The sequence below is a fragment of the Paenarthrobacter sp. Y-19 genome, assembly GCF_029223985.1.
GTDB classification, from domain to species: Bacteria; Actinomycetota; Actinomycetes; order Actinomycetales; family Micrococcaceae; genus Arthrobacter; species Arthrobacter nicotinovorans.
Map to the genome: position 1 here is coordinate 2,175,707 of NZ_CP119414.1, position 18,016 is coordinate 2,193,722.

Here is an 18,016-nt window from a genome sequence, read left to right on the forward strand (position 1 = left end):
CCGCCGGTCCTGGAGATCAGGTCCGGCCCTTTCCTAGACTCTAGTCGCCGCCGGGAGTCAGTATGAAGTCCCAAGGGTCACTGTTGGTACTGCTGACGCGGATATCGACGTCGTAGCCCTGGTCAGCGAGCACGTTGCCCAACGCTTCTGCGGCGGCTGGAAGCCACAGCCATTCACTCGCAAAGTGCGATACGTCAATCAGGTACGGCCGCCCGTTGGTGGCCCCCTCACGCGCTTCGGAGGCCGGATGATGCCGCATGTCCGCTGTGACGTACACATCGGCATGGTTGGCCCGGACGGCGTCGAACAAACTGTCCCCGGCGCCGCCGCAGACGGCAACACGCCGCACCAGGCCGTCTTTGTCGCCGGCAACCCGGACCCCGCCCGCCACGGCGGGCAGCATTTCAAAGACACGGGCCGCAAAGTCGCCCAGGGTTTCAAGCTCCGGAAGATCGCCCACCCTGCCGATTCCTTCTTCCGGCAATCCGTTGGATGCCTGGGTCAGGGGCGCCACGTTCTCCAGACCGAAGGCATCTGCCAGGACGTCCGACACTCCGCCAACGGCTGAGTCACCATTCGTGTGCACGGTAAGCAGGCCAGTGCCCGCTTCGATCAATCGGTGGACAGCGAGGCCCTTGGCCGACGTTGCGGCAACGGAGTTCACCCCTTTGAGCAACAGGGGGTGATGGGTAATAAGGAGCCCGGCACCCCATTCGATGGCTTCATCGATAACGGCCAGGGTGGGATCCACGGCAAAGAGGACTTTGGTCACCGGGACCGTGGGGCGCCCGACAACCAGGCCGACTTCGTCCCAATCCTCGGCGAGGGACTCGGGCCAGAGTTCTTCAACAGCCAACAACACCTGGCCGAGGGTAGGTTCGCCGCTGGCCCCAACTGTTTCTTCGTGTTCTGTTTCGTCATCTTCGACGGAATCCGCATCAGAAATGCCAGTGTTCACTGCTTCCATATCCCTATTCTTCACTACCGGGCCGGTTCAGGCAGTCCTGGTCACTTGTGCAGCTGCCCGGTGCCGTAATTCTCCCGTAAGGTGAAGCGGGAATCATCAGGCCATCCCAACCATTGAAGAGAACATGAAAACTTTCGTACTTGGCGGCGGCTGCTTCTGGTGCCTGGATGCCGTTTACCAGAAAACCCGCGGGGTCAGCTCGGTTGTCTCCGGCTACACCGGCGGCCACGTCCGCAATCCCGATTACTACGAAGTGTGCTCCGGGACCACCGGTCACGCGGAGGTGGTTGCGGTGACATTCGATGAAACTGTTGTTCCGGAAGAAGTCATCCTGGACATGTTCTTCGCCCTGCACGACCCCACCACCCTGAACCGGCAGGGCTACGACGTCGGGACCCAGTACCGGTCCTCGATGTTCTACACCACCACCGAGGAGAAGGTCTTGTTCGAGGAAGCCATCGAACGCGCCCAGGCCTTGTGGTCCGACCCGATTGTGACTGAAGTGGTGCCGCTCCCGGACTTCTACGAGGCCGAGGAAGTCCACCAGAATTACTATGCAAAGTTTCCGTACCAGGGATACTGCCAGGTGATCATTAACCCCAAGCTGGCAAAGGCCAGGAAATATTACTCTGCATGGCTTACTGCTTAGCAGGGTTTCGATCCGGCTGGTTAGGCTGACCTCAGCAATCCCTCTTCAGAGATAGGCGTAAATTTTTATGGCAAGGATCTACGACGACGTTACTCAGCTGGTCGGCCGCACCCCGCTGGTTCGATTGAACCGGCTCACCGAGGGCCTTGACGCCCAGGTTGCCGTCAAGCTTGAGTTCTACAACCCCGCCAACAGCGTCAAGGACCGCATTGGTGTAGCCATCATTGACGCCGCCGAAAAGTCCGGTGCCTTGAAGCCGGGCGGAACGATCGTCGAGGGTACCTCAGGCAACACGGGCATTGCCCTCGCACTCGTGGGCGCGGCACGCGGCTACAAGGTCATCCTGACCATGCCCGAAACCATGTCCACCGAACGCCGTGTCATGCTGCGCGCTTACGGTGCCGAAATTGTCCTGACCCCGGGTTCCGAAGGCATGCGTGGGGCCGTCGAGAAGGCCCAGGAGATCGTCGCCAACACGGAGAACTCCATCTGGGCCCAGCAGTTCGCCAACGAGGCCAACCCGGCGATCCACCGCGCCACCACGGCCGAGGAAGTCTGGAACGACACCGACGGCGAAGTTGACATCTTCGTAGCAGGCGTGGGAACCGGTGGCACCATCACCGGCGTGGGCCAGGTCCTCAAGGAACGCAAGCCCGGAGTCCAGATTGTTGCCGTCGAACCCAAGGATTCGGCCATCCTCAACGGTGGCGCTCCCGGTCCCCACAAGATCCAGGGAATCGGCGCCAACTTCGTGCCCGAGATCCTGGACACCAACGTCTACGACGAAGTCCTTGACGCCACCCTTGAGGACTCCGTGCGGGTTGCCCGGGACCTCGGTGCCCGCGAAGGCATCCTCGGCGGCATCTCCTCCGGTGCCATCGTGTGGGCCGCGCTCGAACTCGCAAAGCGTCCGGAGAATGCCGGCAAGCTGATCGTGGCCGTCGTCTGTGACTTCGGGGAGCGTTACATCTCCACCGTGCTGTTCGATGACATCCGCGGCTAACACAACGCCTGCACACCTTCATTTCCTGTAGAAAGGTCTTTGTGAGCTTCTTCGCAAGACTTAAGGAAGACCTCGACGCCGCCCGGTCCCACGACCCGGCGGCGCGAGGTTCTTTTGAGAACTTTTTCGCCTACTCCGGATTGCATGCCATCTGGGCGCACCGCCTGACCCACAAGCTCTGGCAAAACCCGGCGCTCCGTTTTCCGGCGCGCCTGATTTCGCAGCTCGCGAGGTTCCTGACGGGCATCGAGATCCACCCCGGGGCCACGATTGGCCGCAGGTTCTTTATCGACCACGGCATGGGCGTCGTCATCGGTGAGACATCGGAAATCGGCGATGACGTGATGATCTACCACGGTGTCACGCTCGGCGGCCGCTCCCTGGCCAAGGTCAAGCGCCACCCCACCATCGGTGACAGGGTGACCATTGGTGCCGGCGCGAAAGTATTGGGCCCCATCACCATCGGAGCAGACAGTGCTGTTGGTGCGAATGCCGTAGTAGTGAAGGACGCTCCACCGGAGTCGATCATCACTGGAATTCCGGCGACCTGGCGGCACCGGGACGCCAGGTCCGAGACGAAGCCTGCAGTGGATCCGGCCGAGTACTACATCGAATACCGCATCTAGCCGGCCAGTCCTTTGTAGAAGTTCAGGAACACGGCGTCGAACGCCCTGTCCGGAAGAATCCTTCGCATTGCCAGAACGCTCCAGGCCCCCCGCCCTACCGGGTAGCGGGTCCTGGGGCGTTTTGCCTTTGCTGCCCGGACGATGGCTTTTGCCACCACCGTTGCCGGAGTTGAAAGCACGTGGCCGTCACCCGAGGTGGATGCCAGCGCTGCGGCAACAATATGCGCTTGATCGGCGTACGGGCCATCGCCTGACGTGGCCAGCAGCCCCTCGCCGGCGATGGTGCCCCACTCGGTGTCGGTCCCTGACGGTTCGATGATGACGACGTCGATGCCGTGCGGCTTCAGTTCCAGGCGCAGCGAGTCGCTCATCCCCTCCACGGCAAACTTGGTGCCGTGGTACCAAGCGCCCAGGGGCTCGTAGATCTTTCCCCCGATGGATGTGACATTGATGATCCTGCCTTTCCCTGCCGCCCGCATCTGCGGAAGAACCAGCTGGGTCATCCTTGCAAGGCCCAGGACATTGACGTCGAATTGCCGCCTCCCCTCGGCCAGGGGGACCTCTTCAAGGGAGCCGTAGGAACCATAGCCTGCGTTGTTGACCAGCACGTCCACGCGTCCGTGGGCGGCTTCCACTTGCGCGACCGCTGACATCATCGATTCCTCGGAGGTCACGTCGAGCGACAGTACGGTTATCCCGTGGTCCTTCAGGGGCTCCATCATGTCGACGCGACGCGCACCTGCGTAGACAGTGAAGCCCGCCCCTGCCAGGGCAAGGGCCGTCGCGAATCCGATACCCGTGGAGGCGCCTGTAACAAGTGCGATGCTGGCTGGCATTGTCTGTCCTTTGCTGGTGGCCCAGCACCTGAACGGGAGCTCCGTTACGGCAAAGGCCGGCTCCTTCCAGCGTAATAGGAAGGAACCGGCCTTTGCGCGGTGGTGTTAGTGACCCACGTGGCTATTAGTGGGTGTCGACAGCCGAGATCTCGGACTTGTCTTCGCCCCACAGGGTGTGGAACGTGCCCTCGGTGTCTACTCGGCCGTAGGTGTGTGCACCGAAGAGGTCGCGCTGTCCCTGGATCAGGGCGGCGGCGACCCGCTTGCGGCGGAGGCCGTCGTAGTAAGCCAGGGAGGAGGAGAACACCGGTACCGGAATGCCCAGCTGCACGGCCGTGGCCACAACGCGGCGCCAGGCCGGAAGTGCCTCTGCGATGGCCTTCGTGAAGGCCGGTGCAAACAGCAGGTTCGCGGGCTTCTCATCGGCAGCGTAGGCCTTAGTGATGTCCTTGAGCAGCTCTGCACGGATGATGCAGCCTGCACGCCACAGGGAAGCGATCTCGTCCAGCTTGAGGTCCCAGCCGTATTCCTTGGCTGCGGAGGTCAGCATGTCCAGGCCCTGTGCGTAGGACACGAGCTTGGAGGCGTAGAGTGCCTGGCGGACGTCCTCGACGAACGTCTCCGGGATTTCCACGGAAGCCTCTTCACCGGCGAGCAGCTCCTGGCCGAGCTTGCGCTGCTCGGTCTGGGAGGACAGCGCGCGGGCAAACACGGACTCTGCAATGCCGGAGACCGGTGAGCCGAGTTCAAGGGCGGAGATGACCGTCCAGCGGCCGGTGCCCTTCTGGCCTGCAGCGTCAACGACGACATCAACGAACGGCTTGCCGGTCTTGGCATCGACGTGGCCGAGAACCTCAGCGGAGATTTCGATCAGGAACGAGGACAGATCGCCCTTGTTCCACTCAGCGAAGATCTTGGACTGTTCGGCGGGCTCAATACCTGCACCGGAGCGGAGAAGGTCGAATGCTTCGCCGATGACCTGCATGTCGGCGTATTCGATGCCGTTGTGGACCATCTTGACGAAGTGGCCGGCGCCATCGGTGCCGATCCAAGCACAGCAGGGTTCGCCGTCGACCTTGGCGGAAATCTTTTCCAGGAGCGGGCCGAGCGCGTCGTAGGACTCACGGGAGCCGCCGGGCATGATGGAGGGGCCATTCAGCGCGCCTTCTTCACCACCGGAAACACCGACACCGACGAAGTGAAGGTCCTTCTTGGCCAGCGCTGCTTCGCGGCGGCGGGTGTCCTCGTAGTGCGAGTTGCCTGCGTCGATGATGATGTCGCCGGCCTCGAGCAGCGGTTCCAGCTGCTCGATGACGTTGTCGACGGGGGCGCCTGCCTTGACCATGATGAGGACGCGGCGGGGCTTTTCGAGGGAGTCGACGAGTTCCTGCAGCGTTTCCGTGCGGATGAAGTCGCCTTCCGTGCCGTGCTTTTCCAGCAGGGCGTCAGTCTTTTCCACGGAGCGGTTGTGGAGAGCCACGGTGAAGCCGTTGCGTGCGAGGTTGCGGGCCAGGTTGGCGCCCATCACCGCAAGGCCGGTGACACCGATGTGTGCTGACATCAAAACTCCAATTCGTTCGTGTGCAAACAGTCCCGACGTAGCCATGGGGGCACGCGGGAAGCGATTTCAAAACCAGGGGCTGTAATAAACCATACGTATATAAACCTTGGGCGGGAAAGCGGCGCCCACGTTGTGGAAGCTGCCGCGTCATAAACAGTCTATGATGCCCGGCGGCTGCTGAGGCGGCACGGAATGCGTTCCCGGCACGGATACCGGCATCCCCGGTCGCCCCGCGCCACTATGCTTACCTCTATGTCAACCAGCCTTCACCACCGCGCCGTTGAGCATTTGGGGACCCGGATTGTGGGTGGCGCCCTTCCCACGGGACACGTGATGTTGGCTGAGCATTTGGAAGACGAACTCAACGTCTCCCGTTCCGTGGTGCGTGAAGCCGTGCGTGTCCTCCAATCACTCGGGCTTGTGGAAACGATCAAGCGGGTCGGCATCCGTGTCCTTCCTGCCCACCGCTGGAATCCCTTCGATCCCCTGGTCATCCGGTGGCGTCTCGCGGGCGAAGGCCGCGGCGCGCAGTTGCGGTCGTTGGCCGAGCTGCGCTCCGCCGTCGAGCCCGTAGCCGCCGAACTCGCCGCCGGCAACGCACCCGAGAGCCTGCGGCAGGAACTGGTGGGCATTTCCCTCGCCATGAAGGAAGCGGGAGACGCCGGGGATATGGCAAGATTCCTTGACCTCGACATCCGCTTCCATGCCCTGGTGTTGTCCGGATCGGGCAACGAGATGTTCGCCAACCTCATTGGCCAGGTCACCGAAACCCTCACGGGCCGGACCGTCCACGGCCTCATGCCCGAGCATCCCCAGAAGGAAGCCCTCCAATGGCACATGGACGTGGCCCACGCCATCGACGCCGGCGACGGTGCGGTGGCCCGCGACGCCGCTGCCAGGATCATGCGCCAGACGATCGCGGAGCTGGCACCCAGCTGGGACGACCAGCCCCGCGTCTTCGTCCCTGTGGCCAGGAATTAGCCGTTCCGGAAGTTCAGCAAAACCTTGCCGGACTCGGCCGAATTCTTCGCCACTTCGAAAGCCTCCAGGCCGTGGGCGAGATCGAATTCGTGCGTCACAACGGGGTCGGCAAACATGGATCCGTCAGCCAGGGCCGCGATGACGTCGTCGATCTCGTCGTTGAAGCGGAATGAGCCCAGGAGCTCCAGCTCGCGGGTTATGGCGAGGGAAATGAACACCGGTTGGGGTCCCGACGGCAAAAGACCCACCATCACCACCTTGCCGCCACGGGTGGCACCCTTGATGGCCGAGGCCAATCCGTAGTGGCTCCCTGAGGATTCAATGACGACGTCGGCGTCCACCGCCGCGATGGCGTCCGCGTCATCACCCTTGAGGACGGCGTCGGCACCGACAGACCGGGCGATCTCCAACGGCTTGTCATGCATGTCGACGGCGACAATCCGGGCAGCGCCGGCGCGCTTCAGCACGGCCACCGCCAGGGCTCCGATCGGACCGCTGCCGATCACGAGTGCCGTTTTTCCCCGAACGTCGCCGGCGCGGGAGACCGCGTGCCAAGCGACGCTGGCCGGTTCCACAAGCGCCGCCGTGCGAAGGTCCAGATTTTCCGGCAAGGGACGGAGCATCCTGGCGGGCAGATTGGCGTAGCGGCTGAAGGCGCCGTCGGTGTGCGGATAGCGTGCCGCACTTCCAAGGTAGGTGCACCCCGGCGAGAGATTTGGCCGGTCCTCGGGGTACCGGACGTCGCCGGGTGCCGGGGTGGCAGGGTGGACAGTCACAGGCGTGCCCGCTGCAGGACCCGTACCATCGGCTGCCTGCTGGAGGACAACCCCAACGATCTCGTGGCCGAGGACCATCGGTTCTTTGAGAATGGACTCGCCCGCGGCGCCGTGCAGCCAGTAATGGAGGTCCGAACCACAGATCCCGCCATAGGCAATCTCCACGATGGACTCGTTGGGTTGCGGTGCTGCCAGGGGGATGTCCTCGATGCGAAGATCGCCTTTGCCATGGGCTACAACTGCCGGACCGGATGCAGGGAGGTTGATGCTCATCAGACCACCACCGTCATTCCGCCGTCGACGAAAATCGTCTGGCCGTTCACGAAGTTCGATGCCTGCGATGCGAGCCATACCGTGGGGCCGGCAAGGTCCGCAGTGGTTCCCCACCTGTTGGCCGGGGTGCGTCCCAGGATCCAGGAGTTGAAGTCGGCGTCATCGACCAGGTTCTGCGTCATTTCGGTGTGGATGTAGCCTGGGGCGATTCCGTTGATCTGCAAGCCGGATGCGGCCCACTCGGCGGTCATGGCCCGGGTGAGGTTGCGCAAGCCGCCCTTCGCGGCGACGTACGGCGCGATCGTGGGACGGGCCAGGTCCGTCTGGACCGAACAGATATTGATGATCTTGCCGTGGCCCCTGGGGATCATGTGCCGGGCGGCTTCCCGGCCCACAAGGAAAGCGCTGGTGAGATCCGTGGTGATGACCCGGTCCCAGTCCTTGACATCAAGGTCCAGCATGGGCACCCGGTGCTGGATGCCGGCGTTGTTCACCAGGATGTCCAGAGGCCCAACGTTTTGCTCCACCCAGGCGACCCCTTCAGCGGCAGAATCGGCGTCCGTCACGTCGAAAGCCCGGCTGTGGACTCTCCCATCCGGATACTCTGCGGCCATCGCCAGGTGTGATGCCTCAAGCCGTTCAGTGTTGATGCCGTTCAGCACAACCGTGGCGCCGGCATCGGCGAGGCCGCGGGCAAGGGCGTTGCCTATCCCCCGGCTTGAACCAGTGACCAAGGCAACCCGCCCGGTCAGATCGAAAAGTGCACTCATGGTTTGTTCGTCATTCCTTCTTCAGTTGCGACGGTTCAGTTGCTGTTGGACGTGATGGGGACAGGCGTCCGGCCCAGGTTTGCGATGGCCTGCCGGACGACGGCGAGGTCCCGGTCGCCGAGCCCTTGGCGTTTGAGTTCGGCGTACAGGTCATGTGCCGCCGAAGCGATCGGCGTGGCGGAGCCGGCTGCCGCAGCGCTGGCGAGCACGAACCCGAGGTCTTTGTGCATGAATTTTGCCGGTCCAGTTGGCGTGTAGTCCTTGGCTGCCAAGCGCGGACCGACGTTGTCCAGCACCCGGCTTCCCGCCAGTCCTCCGGACAGCACCTCGAAAAGAGCCCCTACATCCATCCCGGAGCGTTCGGCGAGTTCCGCAGCTTCGGCGAGGGCCGCCGTCGTGGTTCCGACAATCAGTTGGTTGCACGCCTTGGCGAGCGACCCCGACCCCAGGGGTCCCATCCGACGCACGGTGGTGCCCATGGCCTGGAAAAGCGGCCCAAGCTGCTCGAAGGTTCCTTCATCGGCCCCCACCATGATGGCAAGGGTTCCGCTTTGTGCACCGGCAGTTCCGCCGCTCACCGGCGCGTCCACTACGACGGCATTGCCGCCGCTTGCCTGGTGCACCAGTTCGCCGAACCGCTGGACACCCGCTGGGGAGACACTGCTCATGACGACGACGGCGGTCCCCGGGCGCGGCGCCGAACTCCCCCAGGATTCGAGCAGCTCCGCTGCCGCTTCTTCGATGAACGGAAGGTCGGGAAGCATGAAAATGATGGCGTCCTCGTCACGCAACGCGGCCACGCTGGCGGCCCGGTTAATGCCGGGGAGAGCTTCGAACGCGGCGTCGGAGCGGTTCCAGGCGGTGACGTTCCATCCGGCGCCGGCCAGGTTGGAGGCCATCGGCGCGCCCATCAGACCCAGCCCGACAAAACCCACGCGGTTGGTGGTCATGGCAGGTAACACCTCACTTCGTCGTGGTCATTTACGTAAATTCTGTTCAATATCCTAGCCGCCATTCAGTATGATGAACACCATGACGACTGATGAACTTACCATCGCCATCGCTGTACCGCTCGAAGCTGAGCACGTAGAGCAGATCCGCGCTGTAGATCCCTCCGTAACAGTTCTCTACGAACCGGAGCTGCTTCCTCCGGAACGGTTCCCGGCAGACCACGCGGGCGACCCCGCGTTCAAAAGGTCGCCGGAACAGGAAGAACGCTATTGGGCCATGCTGAACCGCGCCCAGGTCCTCTATGGCTTCCCCAACGAAAGTCCCGCCGGCCTTGCGCGCATCGCAAAAAGCAACCCGCACCTGCAGTGGATCCACGCCATGGCAGCCGGCGCCGGTGGAGCGGTCAAGGCCTCAGGCCTGGACACCGAAACGCTCCGGAAGTTCCATGTCACCACCTCTGCCGGCGTCCACGCCCTGCCGCTGGCGGAATTCTCGGCATTCGGTATCCTCAACGGCTTCAAGCGCAGCGCCGAGATGGCACAGGACCAGGCCGCCAGGTTCTGGCCGGAACTGCGGACGCCCACCAAGCTGGCCAACGGTTCCAAGGTTGTCATCGCGGGCCTCGGTGAAATCGGCATGGAAACGGCCCGCATCGCGCGCGCCCTGGGCATGAGGGTCAGCGGAACCAAACGCAACGTCGAAGCCATTGAGGGAATCGACGAAGTCACCAACAAAGACGGCTTGGCCGGCCTCCTCGCCGACGCCGACGCCGTGGTCAACACGCTGCCCGGCACGCCGTACACGGAAAAGCTGTTCAACAAGGACATCTTCTCTGCCATGAGGCCAGGAACAGTTTTCGTCAACGTGGGGCGCGGCACGGTAGTGGACGAGGACGCCTTGCTCGCGGCACTGGACAACGGACAGGTTGGATACGCATGCCTGGACGTGTTTGCAGTGGAGCCCTTGCCTCAGGACAGCCCTTTGTGGAACCACCCCAAGGTCCTGGTGTCGCCGCACACCTCGGCATTGAGCGCGGCGGAAAACAGGCTCATCGCCGAACGATTCCGCAACAACCTGCGCATTTTCCTGGACGGTGGCGAACTCCCCCACCTGGTGGACCCGGTCCACTTCTACTAAACCGGACTACCAACCTGTGGCGCTGAGCCACCTCTCGGACAATGCATCGGCCATGCTCCTGGTGTATGTGCTCGAGAGGTGGTTGTCGTCCAGGTACACGTAGACGTTGCCAATGATCCCCGGACAGCTGGCACCATCACAGATCAGGTCGGTCATATCCAGGATGGACAGGCCGGTGAAGGTTCCTTCCAGCTGATCCAGCGGATTGTCGGCGGCCAGCACAGAGGACAGGGCGGGACGGCAACGGGGATCGTCGACGCCCGAAGCCATGGCGCATTCGCTGGGGCTGAAGGAGAACCGTGGGTTGTCCCGCATGGCGATGACCCCCACACCTTGATCGGTAATCTCCCCCACCAGTTCATCAAGTCCCCACGTAAGGTCCTCATCCGGAGAATCCGGGACAGCCGCGGTCCCGACAAGGAAAACAGCATCCGGGCGGTAACGCCGAATGTGTTCGCGGACATTCCGGTTGAAGGCATTGCATTCGTCGCCAACCTCGTCCGTCTGAGTCATGAATGGACAGGCTCCAAACGTAATGGCCTGCACCCGCCAGTTGCGCTCTTTCGCCATGGGGCCGATGGCGCCGAGCCACTGCAGGGAATGTGACTGCCCCACAACGAAGATGGTCTTGGCGGCATCCGCGCCGACGTCGTTCTGCTGGCACTCCGCGAACAGGACCGGGTCCTGGGGACGCAGCTCCCCGGTACAGGGGCCGTCAAGCTTGCCCCAGTCCGCCGGAAGCTGCTCAGGCGTCGGGAGCGTCCTGGCGTCCTTGCCCACCCGGTTGACATAGCCTGGCAGCAACGCCCTTGCGCCCGGGTTGTCATCCATGCCCTGGCCGGCAATGGCGTTCTTCTCTTGCTGCTGCTGGAACCCGAACACCGTCATCGGCGTCGCTCCCACAGCAAGGCAAAGCAATACCGCTACGGCCAGACGGCGACGCTTTGCCTCCGGCCAGCGCCATGACCGCAGCGGCTGCTCCACGAATCTGGTGGTGAGGTAGGCCAGCAGCAAGGAAACACCCACGATCGCCGCGCCCGTCAGTGCGTCCGCGTGGTCTTCGCCGATCCACACAAGGGTGATGACCAACAGCGGCCAGTGCCACAGGTACAGGGCATACGAGGTAGACCCGAGCCCCACCAGCAACCTGGAGGAAAGAATACGGTCCACCCCGAAACGGCTTCCCGTCTGTCCTGCCACGATGACAGCCACAGCCGCGAGGGTGGGCCACAGCGCCACGAAGCCCGGGAACGCCGAGCGGACCTGGAGGAGCACACCGCAACTGAGCATCGCAGCAACACCCACCCAACCCAGTACGGTACCCAGGCCACGCCCTGGGCGCAGGAAGGGAAGCAGCAGGGCAACCAGGGTACCCAGCGCAAACTCCCACAGCCGGGCAAGAGTGTCGAAGTAGGCCAGTTCCTGGTGAGCGCTGGTGAAGTATATCGAGTAGCTCAGCGACGCGACGAAGATCAGCCCGAAGATTCCCAGCAACATTGACCGGTATCGCAAGCCGAACCTCCGGCACACCAACGCGGTAGTGACGAAGATCGCCGGCCATAGGATGAAGACCTGCCCCTGGATGGACAACGACCAGAAGTGTTGCATGGGGCTCGCCAGGCTGTGGTCAGCGGCGTAGTAATTGACCACCTGCTTTTGCAGCAGCCAGTTCTGTACGTAGAACAGGGAAGCCCAGGCCTGGTTGACGATCTCAGTCCACCTCGTCCGGGGGACGATAACGAACGTTGCTGCCAATGTACCCGTCAGCACTACGACGACGGCGGGAAGCAGCCGCCAGAACAGGTGCAGCCAGTGCCGGACCAGCGACACCGGCCGGGACTCCTCATACCGACTGACGAACTGGAGGGTCATCAGGAAAGCCGAAATCAGCAGGAAGACGTCCACGCCTCCCGAAACCCTGCCAAACCAGATGTGATACGACACCACCATGAGCACGGCCAGTGAACGGAGCCCCTGGATCTCGGGCCGAAATCTGGTGCCTCTGGAGCCCCGGATTTGGCCGGGGCTTTCCGGCGATGCCACGCCTTTGGTTGCCGTCATGGACACGCTCCTCTATCGCTGCACCAATTCTGCCCCGCGGTCCGCGAATTTCCAGCACTCCGGGGTTGGACGCCGCAAAGAAAACAGGACGGCGTCCCTCCTGTGGGGGGACGCCGTCCTGAGGCGTGTTGTAGCAGCGGTTTCGGCGACTACTTGGCGTCTTCCGTGCTGACGAGGTCGCGGCCTGCCGTCTCGGGGGTGAAGAAGGTGGTCACGAAGGAGATGAGCGCGAGGACCAAGGAGTAGATGGCGAGCACCAGCCAGGAGTGGTTGGTGGCGGCCAGCATCAGCGCTCCGAGCAGCGGCGCAAGGCCACCGGCGAGGACGGCTGAAATTTCACGGCTCATGGCCACACCGGTGAACCGGTACTGCGATCCGAACAGTTCAGGCAGGAGGGGGCACTGCGGACCAAGCATCGATTGGACACCGATGGCGATTCCGACTGCCATGACCACCCATACCAAGGTGACATTGCCCAGTGTGACCAGGTAGAAGGCCGGTACGGCAATGATCGCCTGGAACAACGCGCCGTAGCGGTAGACCGGGACACGACCGTACCTGTCGGACAACGCACCGAAGGTCACCACCATGACTGCTGCGAATCCAGCGGCGATCAACAGACCGACAGGACCGATGGAGTTGTTGCCCGCGAAGACTCCCGCGGGCATGCTCATGAACGAGACGAGCAGGGCAGAGTAGATTGACGAATTCCCGTTTTCGCCCATGCGGAGGCCAATGCCGATCAACACATTCTTCTTGGAGTGCTTCCACAAAGCGCCAATAGGGTTCTTGACTACGTTCTTGTGCTTTTCGAGTTCCTGGAAGGCAGGAGTTTCCTTGAGCTTGAGCCGGATGAAGATGGCAATCACGATCAGGATGAAGCTGGCGAGGAACGGTACCCGCCACAACCAGCCCTGCAGGACCGACTTGTCCGCCAGGGTGATCAGCGCGAACGTGCCGGCGCCAAGCAGGGTACCGAGCTGAATGCCGACGAACGGCAGGGAAGCGAAGAAACCACGACGACGACGCGGCGCGACTTCGGAAATCAGCGTGGTTGCGCCGGCCTGCTCGGCGCCGGCACCGAGCCCCTGAATGATACGCAGGGTCACGAGCAGCACCGCACCCAGCATCCCGGCCTGCTCAAAGGTCGGCAGGAGGCCAATGGCGAAGCTTGCCGTGCCCATCAAGGCAATCGTCAGGATCAGGACCATCTTGCGGCCGAACCGGTCACCGATGTAGCCGAAGATCAAGCCGCCGAAGGGACGGGCAGCAAATCCGACACCATACGTGGCAAAGGAGGCGATCAATGCCCCGTCCGGACCGAGCGGCGAGAAGAACAGTGGCCCGAAGATCAGCGCCGAAGCGAGGCCGTAGATGTAGAAATCGTAGTATTCCAGGGCGGAGCCCACGGAACTGGCCAGCGTCGCCCGCCGGAGCTGCTCCGGTTCAACGACGGCCTCGTCAGCTTCCGCCGCGAAGTTTGTCTTAGTACGAGTTGTCACAAGCACTCCCTCAAAATCACCCCGGGCCCCCGTTGGCCCAGTGAGATAGTGATGGCATCACCGCCAAGATCACTATGATGAACAGAGTACAGCTTGCTGAACGCAATGCCAAGGTTAAAATCAGATTTATGAAAATCAGCCCATGGGGTTGCCCAGCGAACGCGCCAACTCCTTGAGCTCTTTCACCATGAGAGCTCCCTGCTCTTCCGAATATGTGGCCTTCAATGCGGTCACCGAGAGACCAAGGCTGGGTCCATGCGCGCCGTGGGTGGGTACAGGGACGGCCAGGCAAACGACACCTACCGTGGACTCCTCATCCTCGAAAGCAAAGCCTTGTTGGCGGATCGTGGTGACCTGGGCCTTGAGTTCCTCGGCCGTCCGGAGTGAGTTGGCAGTCATTGTGGGCAATTCCATACCGTCCGGGAACATGGCCTCGATGTCGTGGTCATGCAGCTGTGCCAGCAACGCCTTGCCCACACTGCACAGCGAGACCGGCATCTTGTCACCGATATTGGACGTCAACCGCACGGCGGGATGCCCTTCGTAACGCGCCAGGTAGATGACGTGGTCGCCGTCGAGCATCGCAATGCGGACCGTTTCGCCGGAGAGCGTTGGAGCCTGCTCGCAGTACTTGTAGAACTCCTGCACTTCGTCGAGGCGGCTGAGGTACGCAGCTCCGAGTTCCACCAGCTTCCGCCCGAGCGCAAAATCTGCGCCCTGCCTGGTGATGAGGCGCGCTTCCTCGAGCGCCAGCAGCAGGTTCGATGTTGATGACTTCGGTATGCCCAGCTCGCGGGACAAATCGCTGAGGGTCAAGCGGCCGGAAGGGGAATCAGCAAGGGCTTCCAGGACGGCGGCGGCGCGCGTGACGGCGGGGGCCGGCGACGAAGCGCCCAACCCTTCGGAGCGGGTGGTGCGGGAATCGGCCATGATTCTCCTTCGTCATTGCAACTCAGTGTTCAATCTGCTGAACAATACCCATCATAGTGGCAAGCAGGTGTCGCTGACCTGTCCGGCTTTCCAAACCCAAAAGTTGGCTGTATATTCATTTTCGAGCTCTCCACCGCGGCATCCCCCAATAGTCGCGGTGGAGAGCTCATCCATTTCCTGCCTTCTGCTGATTGCCGGCTCAAGCTCCCTATGCTGCCGCGGCGTCCTCACCCCGAAGGCACCAGCCCCCTCCTGATCCATCGCGCACCAGTTGCCATGTGGTGAGAGCGGAACGGGCGTTGTTCCCCAAGCGCACCTGGACCTGCAGGACCTCAACATCCACGCGGCCGGTTCCGCGCGGCATCCGCTTCGATACCTCCCACCAGGCAACCCTTTCGAACCATCGGACGGGCTCCACCGCGATCTTCCACTCCCGGCCTCCTCTCACGACGGCGGCCGGCTCGCCTTGGGCGGTTGTGCGGATGTAAACGTGCTCCATGGAGTCAACCGTAGGAGGAGGCTACGACAATGAGAGGTCGCTACCGGCGGAAGGAAGCACTGACGGCAGATGACCGGACTCCAAGTGACGGCGTCGAGGGGACAAGGCGCAGGGAGGATAAAGGCGCTGAGGGGACAAAGGCTCCGGGCATGAAACAACAAAGTGAATTGAGTACGAAAAAGCCCCGCCCTCTCGAACCTTGCGGCCGTGAGTGACGGGGCTTCCTGGTGGGTCCTACCGGGATCGAACCGATGACATCCACGGTGTAAACGTGGCGCTCTACCAGCTGAGCTAAAGACCCATATTGCGGTTTCAGCAGCCTCTGACTTCCTCAGCGCTTCAACCAACGAACAATGACTCTACATGATCAACTGCCGGAAACACCAATCGAGTCTGGAACGGCCGGAAGATCAGGCAAAGCCCGCGCAAGGTAGTCCAATGCACCGCTGACGCCCAGCTCAAGTTTCACTGAAGCAAGTTCGTCCCCGCGGGTGATCCCCCTGTTGATGATGACCACAGGCTTGCCAGCTTTTGACGCATGGCGGACGAACCTCAGGCCACTCTGCACCGTCAGCGACGAGCCTGCAACCAACAGAGCTTCCGCGTCATCAACCATGCCGTAGGCACGGGCTACGCGGTCCTTGGGGACGTTCTCCCCGAAGTACACGAAATCAGGCTTCAGGATTCCGCCGCAGATCGGGCACACCGCCATGACAAACGACGTGATGAGTTCGGGGTCATCCACCGTGGCATCGGCGTCCGGCGCCATCTCCACCAGGCCGGACTCCACAGCAGCTTCAACGAAGCCTGGGTTGATCTCTTCCAGGATGGCCGCGATCAGCTGCCTGCTGAAGGTGTGTCCGTGGGAAAGACAGATCACCTGGTCGAAGCGCCCGTGCAGATCCACCACGTTGACGCTTCCGGCATCCTCGTGGAGCCTGTCCACGTTCTGGGTGATGAGCCCCGTCAGGAGGCCTCGCCGTTCCATCAGCGCGACGGCGGCATGGCCGGCATTGGGGTCGGCATGCCGGAGGTGGGACCAGCCGATGTGGTTGCGGGCCCAGTAACGCCTCCTGTTCGCCTCGCTCCCAATAAACTCCTGGTAGGTCATGGGGTTTCGTGGCGCAGAACCCGGTCCCCGGTAATCCGGTATCCCGGAGTCGGTACTCAATCCGGCTCCCGTGAGGACAGCCAGGCGCTGGCCCTGCAGGACGCGCACCGCAGGATCCAAGGCTTCCAGCTCCGAGGGTTCAAGCTGCACTGCGGCCGCAGGTGCCATGCTGGCGAACCCCGTCATCCCCACGCCTGGCCCCCGGTTGCTCATGGCTGTTGTTCCACCAAGGCCGATAGGGCCCTCCGGTACTCGTTGAAGTCCCTCGCCTGGCCCCGCGGATTGACCACGACGTAACGGATAACGCCCGCCGCATCGATGATGAAAGTTCCCCGCAGGGCCATTCCGCTGGCTTCATCGAAGACTCCGTAATCCCGGGCAACAGCTCCATGCGGCCAGAAGTCCGCCAGGAGATCGAAGTCGAAGCCCTCATGTTCGGCGTAGGCCCGTTGAGCGAATTTGCTGTCGACGGAAATTGCCAGCACTGTTGCATCAGCGTCGTTGAACTGCGCCATGTTGTCGCGGATCTCACATAACTCGCCGGTGCAGATGCCTGAGAAGGCAAAAGGGAAAAAGACAACGACGACGTTTCGGCCGCGATAGTCCGACAACCGGACAGGCTCACCGTATTGGTTCAGAAGTTCGAAATCAGGTGCAGGCTCACCTGTACGGGGGCCCTGGACCGCAGCAGGTGCCTGCTGGACTTCCGTCATTTGTTCTTCTTGGGCACCAGCCGTGTGGCGCTCCAGTCTTTGGATACCCCGGCGGAGGTAGTCAGGTGAAGTCCCGAAGTAGGGGCTGCGTCCTGGATATCGGCCGGAGACACGTAGTTATCCCTTCCTGACTTGGGCGTCAGTACCCAGACAACTCCGCCTTCCTTCAGCGTAGTGAGCGAATCCATGAGCCCGTCAACGAGGTCACCGTCGCCGTCGCGCCACCAGAAGATGACCGCATCAACGACGTCATGATCGTCTTCATCGAGCAATTCCGAGCCGGTGACATCTTCAATATCATCACGCAAGTCGAAGTCGACGTCATCGTCGTAGCCGCGCTCCTGAATCAGATCCCCATCTTTGAAACCCATTCGTTCCGCCACATTTACCGATGTGGCGGCGTCGGCCTCGCTCACGTTTCCTCCTTTTGAAGTGACTTCCATTACTAACAGCCAACACCCTTTGGGCGCCTGCTTCAAGCCATTCTCCCTGCACCGGGGCACATTCCGCACCACCTGGGGTGTTTCGGCCCCGTGGCACATGCGTGCTTTACGTCACGGAAGCCGTTCAGATGTGACATACAACGCCCTGCGGGGGCTGCGGCTACGCATAGCAGCGCCGCGAAAGCTAGAGTGGCCATGAGCGCTCTGGCTGCAGGGCGATCGCCCCG

18 protein-coding genes and 1 tRNA gene are annotated in these 18,016 nt (G+C 62.3%); 5 read left to right on the plus strand and 14 right to left on the minus strand.

The window, feature by feature from the left end; translation table 11 throughout:
- Positions 1 to 40: 40 nt before the first annotated feature.
- The gene (locus PYR64_RS10210; RefSeq protein WP_064722268.1) at positions 41 to 967 is read right to left on the minus strand and encodes a Nif3-like dinuclear metal center hexameric protein; all 927 of its coding nucleotides are present in this window, start codon (positions 965 to 967) and stop codon (positions 41 to 43) included.
- Positions 968 to 1,091: 124 nt separating this feature from the next.
- On the opposite strand from PYR64_RS10210, the gene msrA reads away from it, so the two are divergent.
- The 3 genes from msrA to epsC all read left to right on the plus strand — a co-directional run bounded on the left by msrA (position 1,092) and on the right by epsC (position 3,245).
- Positions 1,092 to 1,616: a peptide-methionine (S)-S-oxide reductase MsrA gene (msrA, locus tag PYR64_RS10215; RefSeq protein ID WP_018777861.1), complete on the plus strand. Its 525-nt coding sequence runs from the start codon at positions 1,092 to 1,094 to the stop codon at positions 1,614 to 1,616.
- A gap of 67 nt (positions 1,617 to 1,683) precedes the next feature.
- Complete coding sequence (gene cysK, locus PYR64_RS10220; RefSeq protein ID WP_018777862.1) at positions 1,684 to 2,619, plus strand: cysteine synthase A; 936 nt, start codon at positions 1,684 to 1,686, stop codon at positions 2,617 to 2,619.
- 41 nt (positions 2,620 to 2,660) lie between these two features.
- Complete coding sequence (gene epsC, locus PYR64_RS10225; RefSeq protein ID WP_018777863.1) at positions 2,661 to 3,245, plus strand: serine O-acetyltransferase EpsC; 585 nt, start codon at positions 2,661 to 2,663, stop codon at positions 3,243 to 3,245.
- On the opposite strand, the gene PYR64_RS10230 is transcribed toward epsC, so the two are convergent.
- Both PYR64_RS10230 and gndA read right to left on the minus strand, forming a co-directional pair.
- Positions 3,242 to 4,081, minus strand: coding sequence for an oxidoreductase (locus PYR64_RS10230; RefSeq protein WP_064722270.1), 840 nt, complete (start codon positions 4,079 to 4,081; stop codon positions 3,242 to 3,244). The genes epsC and PYR64_RS10230 overlap by 4 nt on opposite strands.
- Before the next feature lie 124 nt (positions 4,082 to 4,205).
- A complete protein-coding gene (gene gndA / locus PYR64_RS10235) occupies positions 4,206 to 5,642 on the minus strand; it encodes an NADP-dependent phosphogluconate dehydrogenase (protein ID WP_018777865.1) in 1,437 nt (478 codons plus the stop codon).
- A gap of 252 nt (positions 5,643 to 5,894) precedes the next feature.
- Here gndA and PYR64_RS10240 point away from each other — a divergent pair, with 252 nt between their 5' ends.
- Positions 5,895 to 6,623, plus strand: a complete 729-nt coding sequence (locus PYR64_RS10240; protein ID WP_026267183.1) for an FCD domain-containing protein — start codon at positions 5,895 to 5,897, stop codon at positions 6,621 to 6,623.
- Here PYR64_RS10240 and PYR64_RS10245 read toward each other — a convergent pair.
- The 3 genes from PYR64_RS10245 to PYR64_RS10255 are packed head-to-tail and all read right to left on the minus strand — an operon-like array spanning position 6,620 to position 9,392.
- Positions 6,620 to 7,672 carry an L-idonate 5-dehydrogenase gene (locus tag PYR64_RS10245; RefSeq protein ID WP_275779753.1) on the minus strand — a complete coding sequence of 351 codons (1,053 nt, stop codon included), beginning with the start codon at positions 7,670 to 7,672 and terminating at the stop codon, positions 6,620 to 6,622. The two genes, PYR64_RS10240 and PYR64_RS10245, sit on opposite strands and share 4 nt — an antisense overlap.
- Complete coding sequence (locus tag PYR64_RS10250; RefSeq protein WP_110506023.1) at positions 7,672 to 8,442, minus strand: SDR family oxidoreductase; 771 nt, start codon at positions 8,440 to 8,442, stop codon at positions 7,672 to 7,674. Before PYR64_RS10250 ends, PYR64_RS10245 begins: the two co-directional genes overlap by 1 nt.
- A 35-nt stretch (positions 8,443 to 8,477) precedes the next feature.
- Positions 8,478 to 9,392 (minus strand): NAD(P)-dependent oxidoreductase, encoded by a 915-nt coding sequence (locus tag PYR64_RS10255; protein ID WP_275779756.1) that lies wholly within the window; start codon positions 9,390 to 9,392, stop codon positions 8,478 to 8,480.
- Positions 9,393 to 9,462: 70 nt separating this feature from the next.
- Here PYR64_RS10255 and PYR64_RS10260 point away from each other — a divergent pair, with 70 nt between their 5' ends.
- Positions 9,463 to 10,530, plus strand: a complete 1,068-nt coding sequence (locus tag PYR64_RS10260; protein ID WP_275779758.1) for a D-2-hydroxyacid dehydrogenase — start codon at positions 9,463 to 9,465, stop codon at positions 10,528 to 10,530.
- A 6-nt stretch (positions 10,531 to 10,536) separates the two neighbouring features.
- Here the strand turns inward: PYR64_RS10260 and PYR64_RS10265 are convergent, their stop codons facing one another.
- The 8 genes from PYR64_RS10265 to PYR64_RS10300 all read right to left on the minus strand — a co-directional run bounded on the left by PYR64_RS10265 (position 10,537) and on the right by PYR64_RS10300 (position 17,762).
- The gene (locus tag PYR64_RS10265) at positions 10,537 to 12,591 is read right to left on the minus strand and encodes an acyltransferase family protein (protein ID WP_275779760.1); all 2,055 of its coding nucleotides are present in this window, start codon (positions 12,589 to 12,591) and stop codon (positions 10,537 to 10,539) included.
- A 149-nt stretch (positions 12,592 to 12,740) separates the two neighbouring features.
- Positions 12,741 to 14,093 (minus strand): MFS transporter, encoded by a 1,353-nt coding sequence (locus PYR64_RS10270; RefSeq protein WP_275779762.1) that lies wholly within the window; start codon positions 14,091 to 14,093, stop codon positions 12,741 to 12,743.
- Positions 14,094 to 14,228: 135 nt separating this feature from the next.
- Positions 14,229 to 15,023 (minus strand): IclR family transcriptional regulator, encoded by a 795-nt coding sequence (locus PYR64_RS10275; protein WP_275779764.1) that lies wholly within the window; start codon positions 15,021 to 15,023, stop codon positions 14,229 to 14,231.
- Between the two features lie 208 nt (positions 15,024 to 15,231).
- Positions 15,232 to 15,522 (minus strand): hypothetical protein, encoded by a 291-nt coding sequence (locus PYR64_RS10280; protein WP_275779766.1) that lies wholly within the window; start codon positions 15,520 to 15,522, stop codon positions 15,232 to 15,234.
- A gap of 225 nt (positions 15,523 to 15,747) precedes the next feature.
- A tRNA-Val gene (locus tag PYR64_RS10285) sits at positions 15,748 to 15,823 on the minus strand.
- Between the two features lie 66 nt (positions 15,824 to 15,889).
- Positions 15,890 to 16,846 carry an NAD-dependent protein deacetylase gene (locus PYR64_RS10290; RefSeq protein WP_275779768.1) on the minus strand — a complete coding sequence of 319 codons (957 nt, stop codon included), beginning with the start codon at positions 16,844 to 16,846 and terminating at the stop codon, positions 15,890 to 15,892.
- Positions 16,843 to 17,346: a peroxiredoxin gene (locus tag PYR64_RS10295; RefSeq protein ID WP_018777876.1), complete on the minus strand. Its 504-nt coding sequence runs from the start codon at positions 17,344 to 17,346 to the stop codon at positions 16,843 to 16,845. Before PYR64_RS10295 ends, PYR64_RS10290 begins: the two co-directional genes overlap by 4 nt.
- Entirely contained in the window at positions 17,343 to 17,762 is a 420-nt protein-coding gene (locus tag PYR64_RS10300) for a DUF3052 domain-containing protein (RefSeq protein ID WP_018777877.1), read from the minus strand. Before PYR64_RS10300 ends, PYR64_RS10295 begins: the two co-directional genes overlap by 4 nt.
- Positions 17,763 to 18,016: the final 254 nt, after the last annotated feature.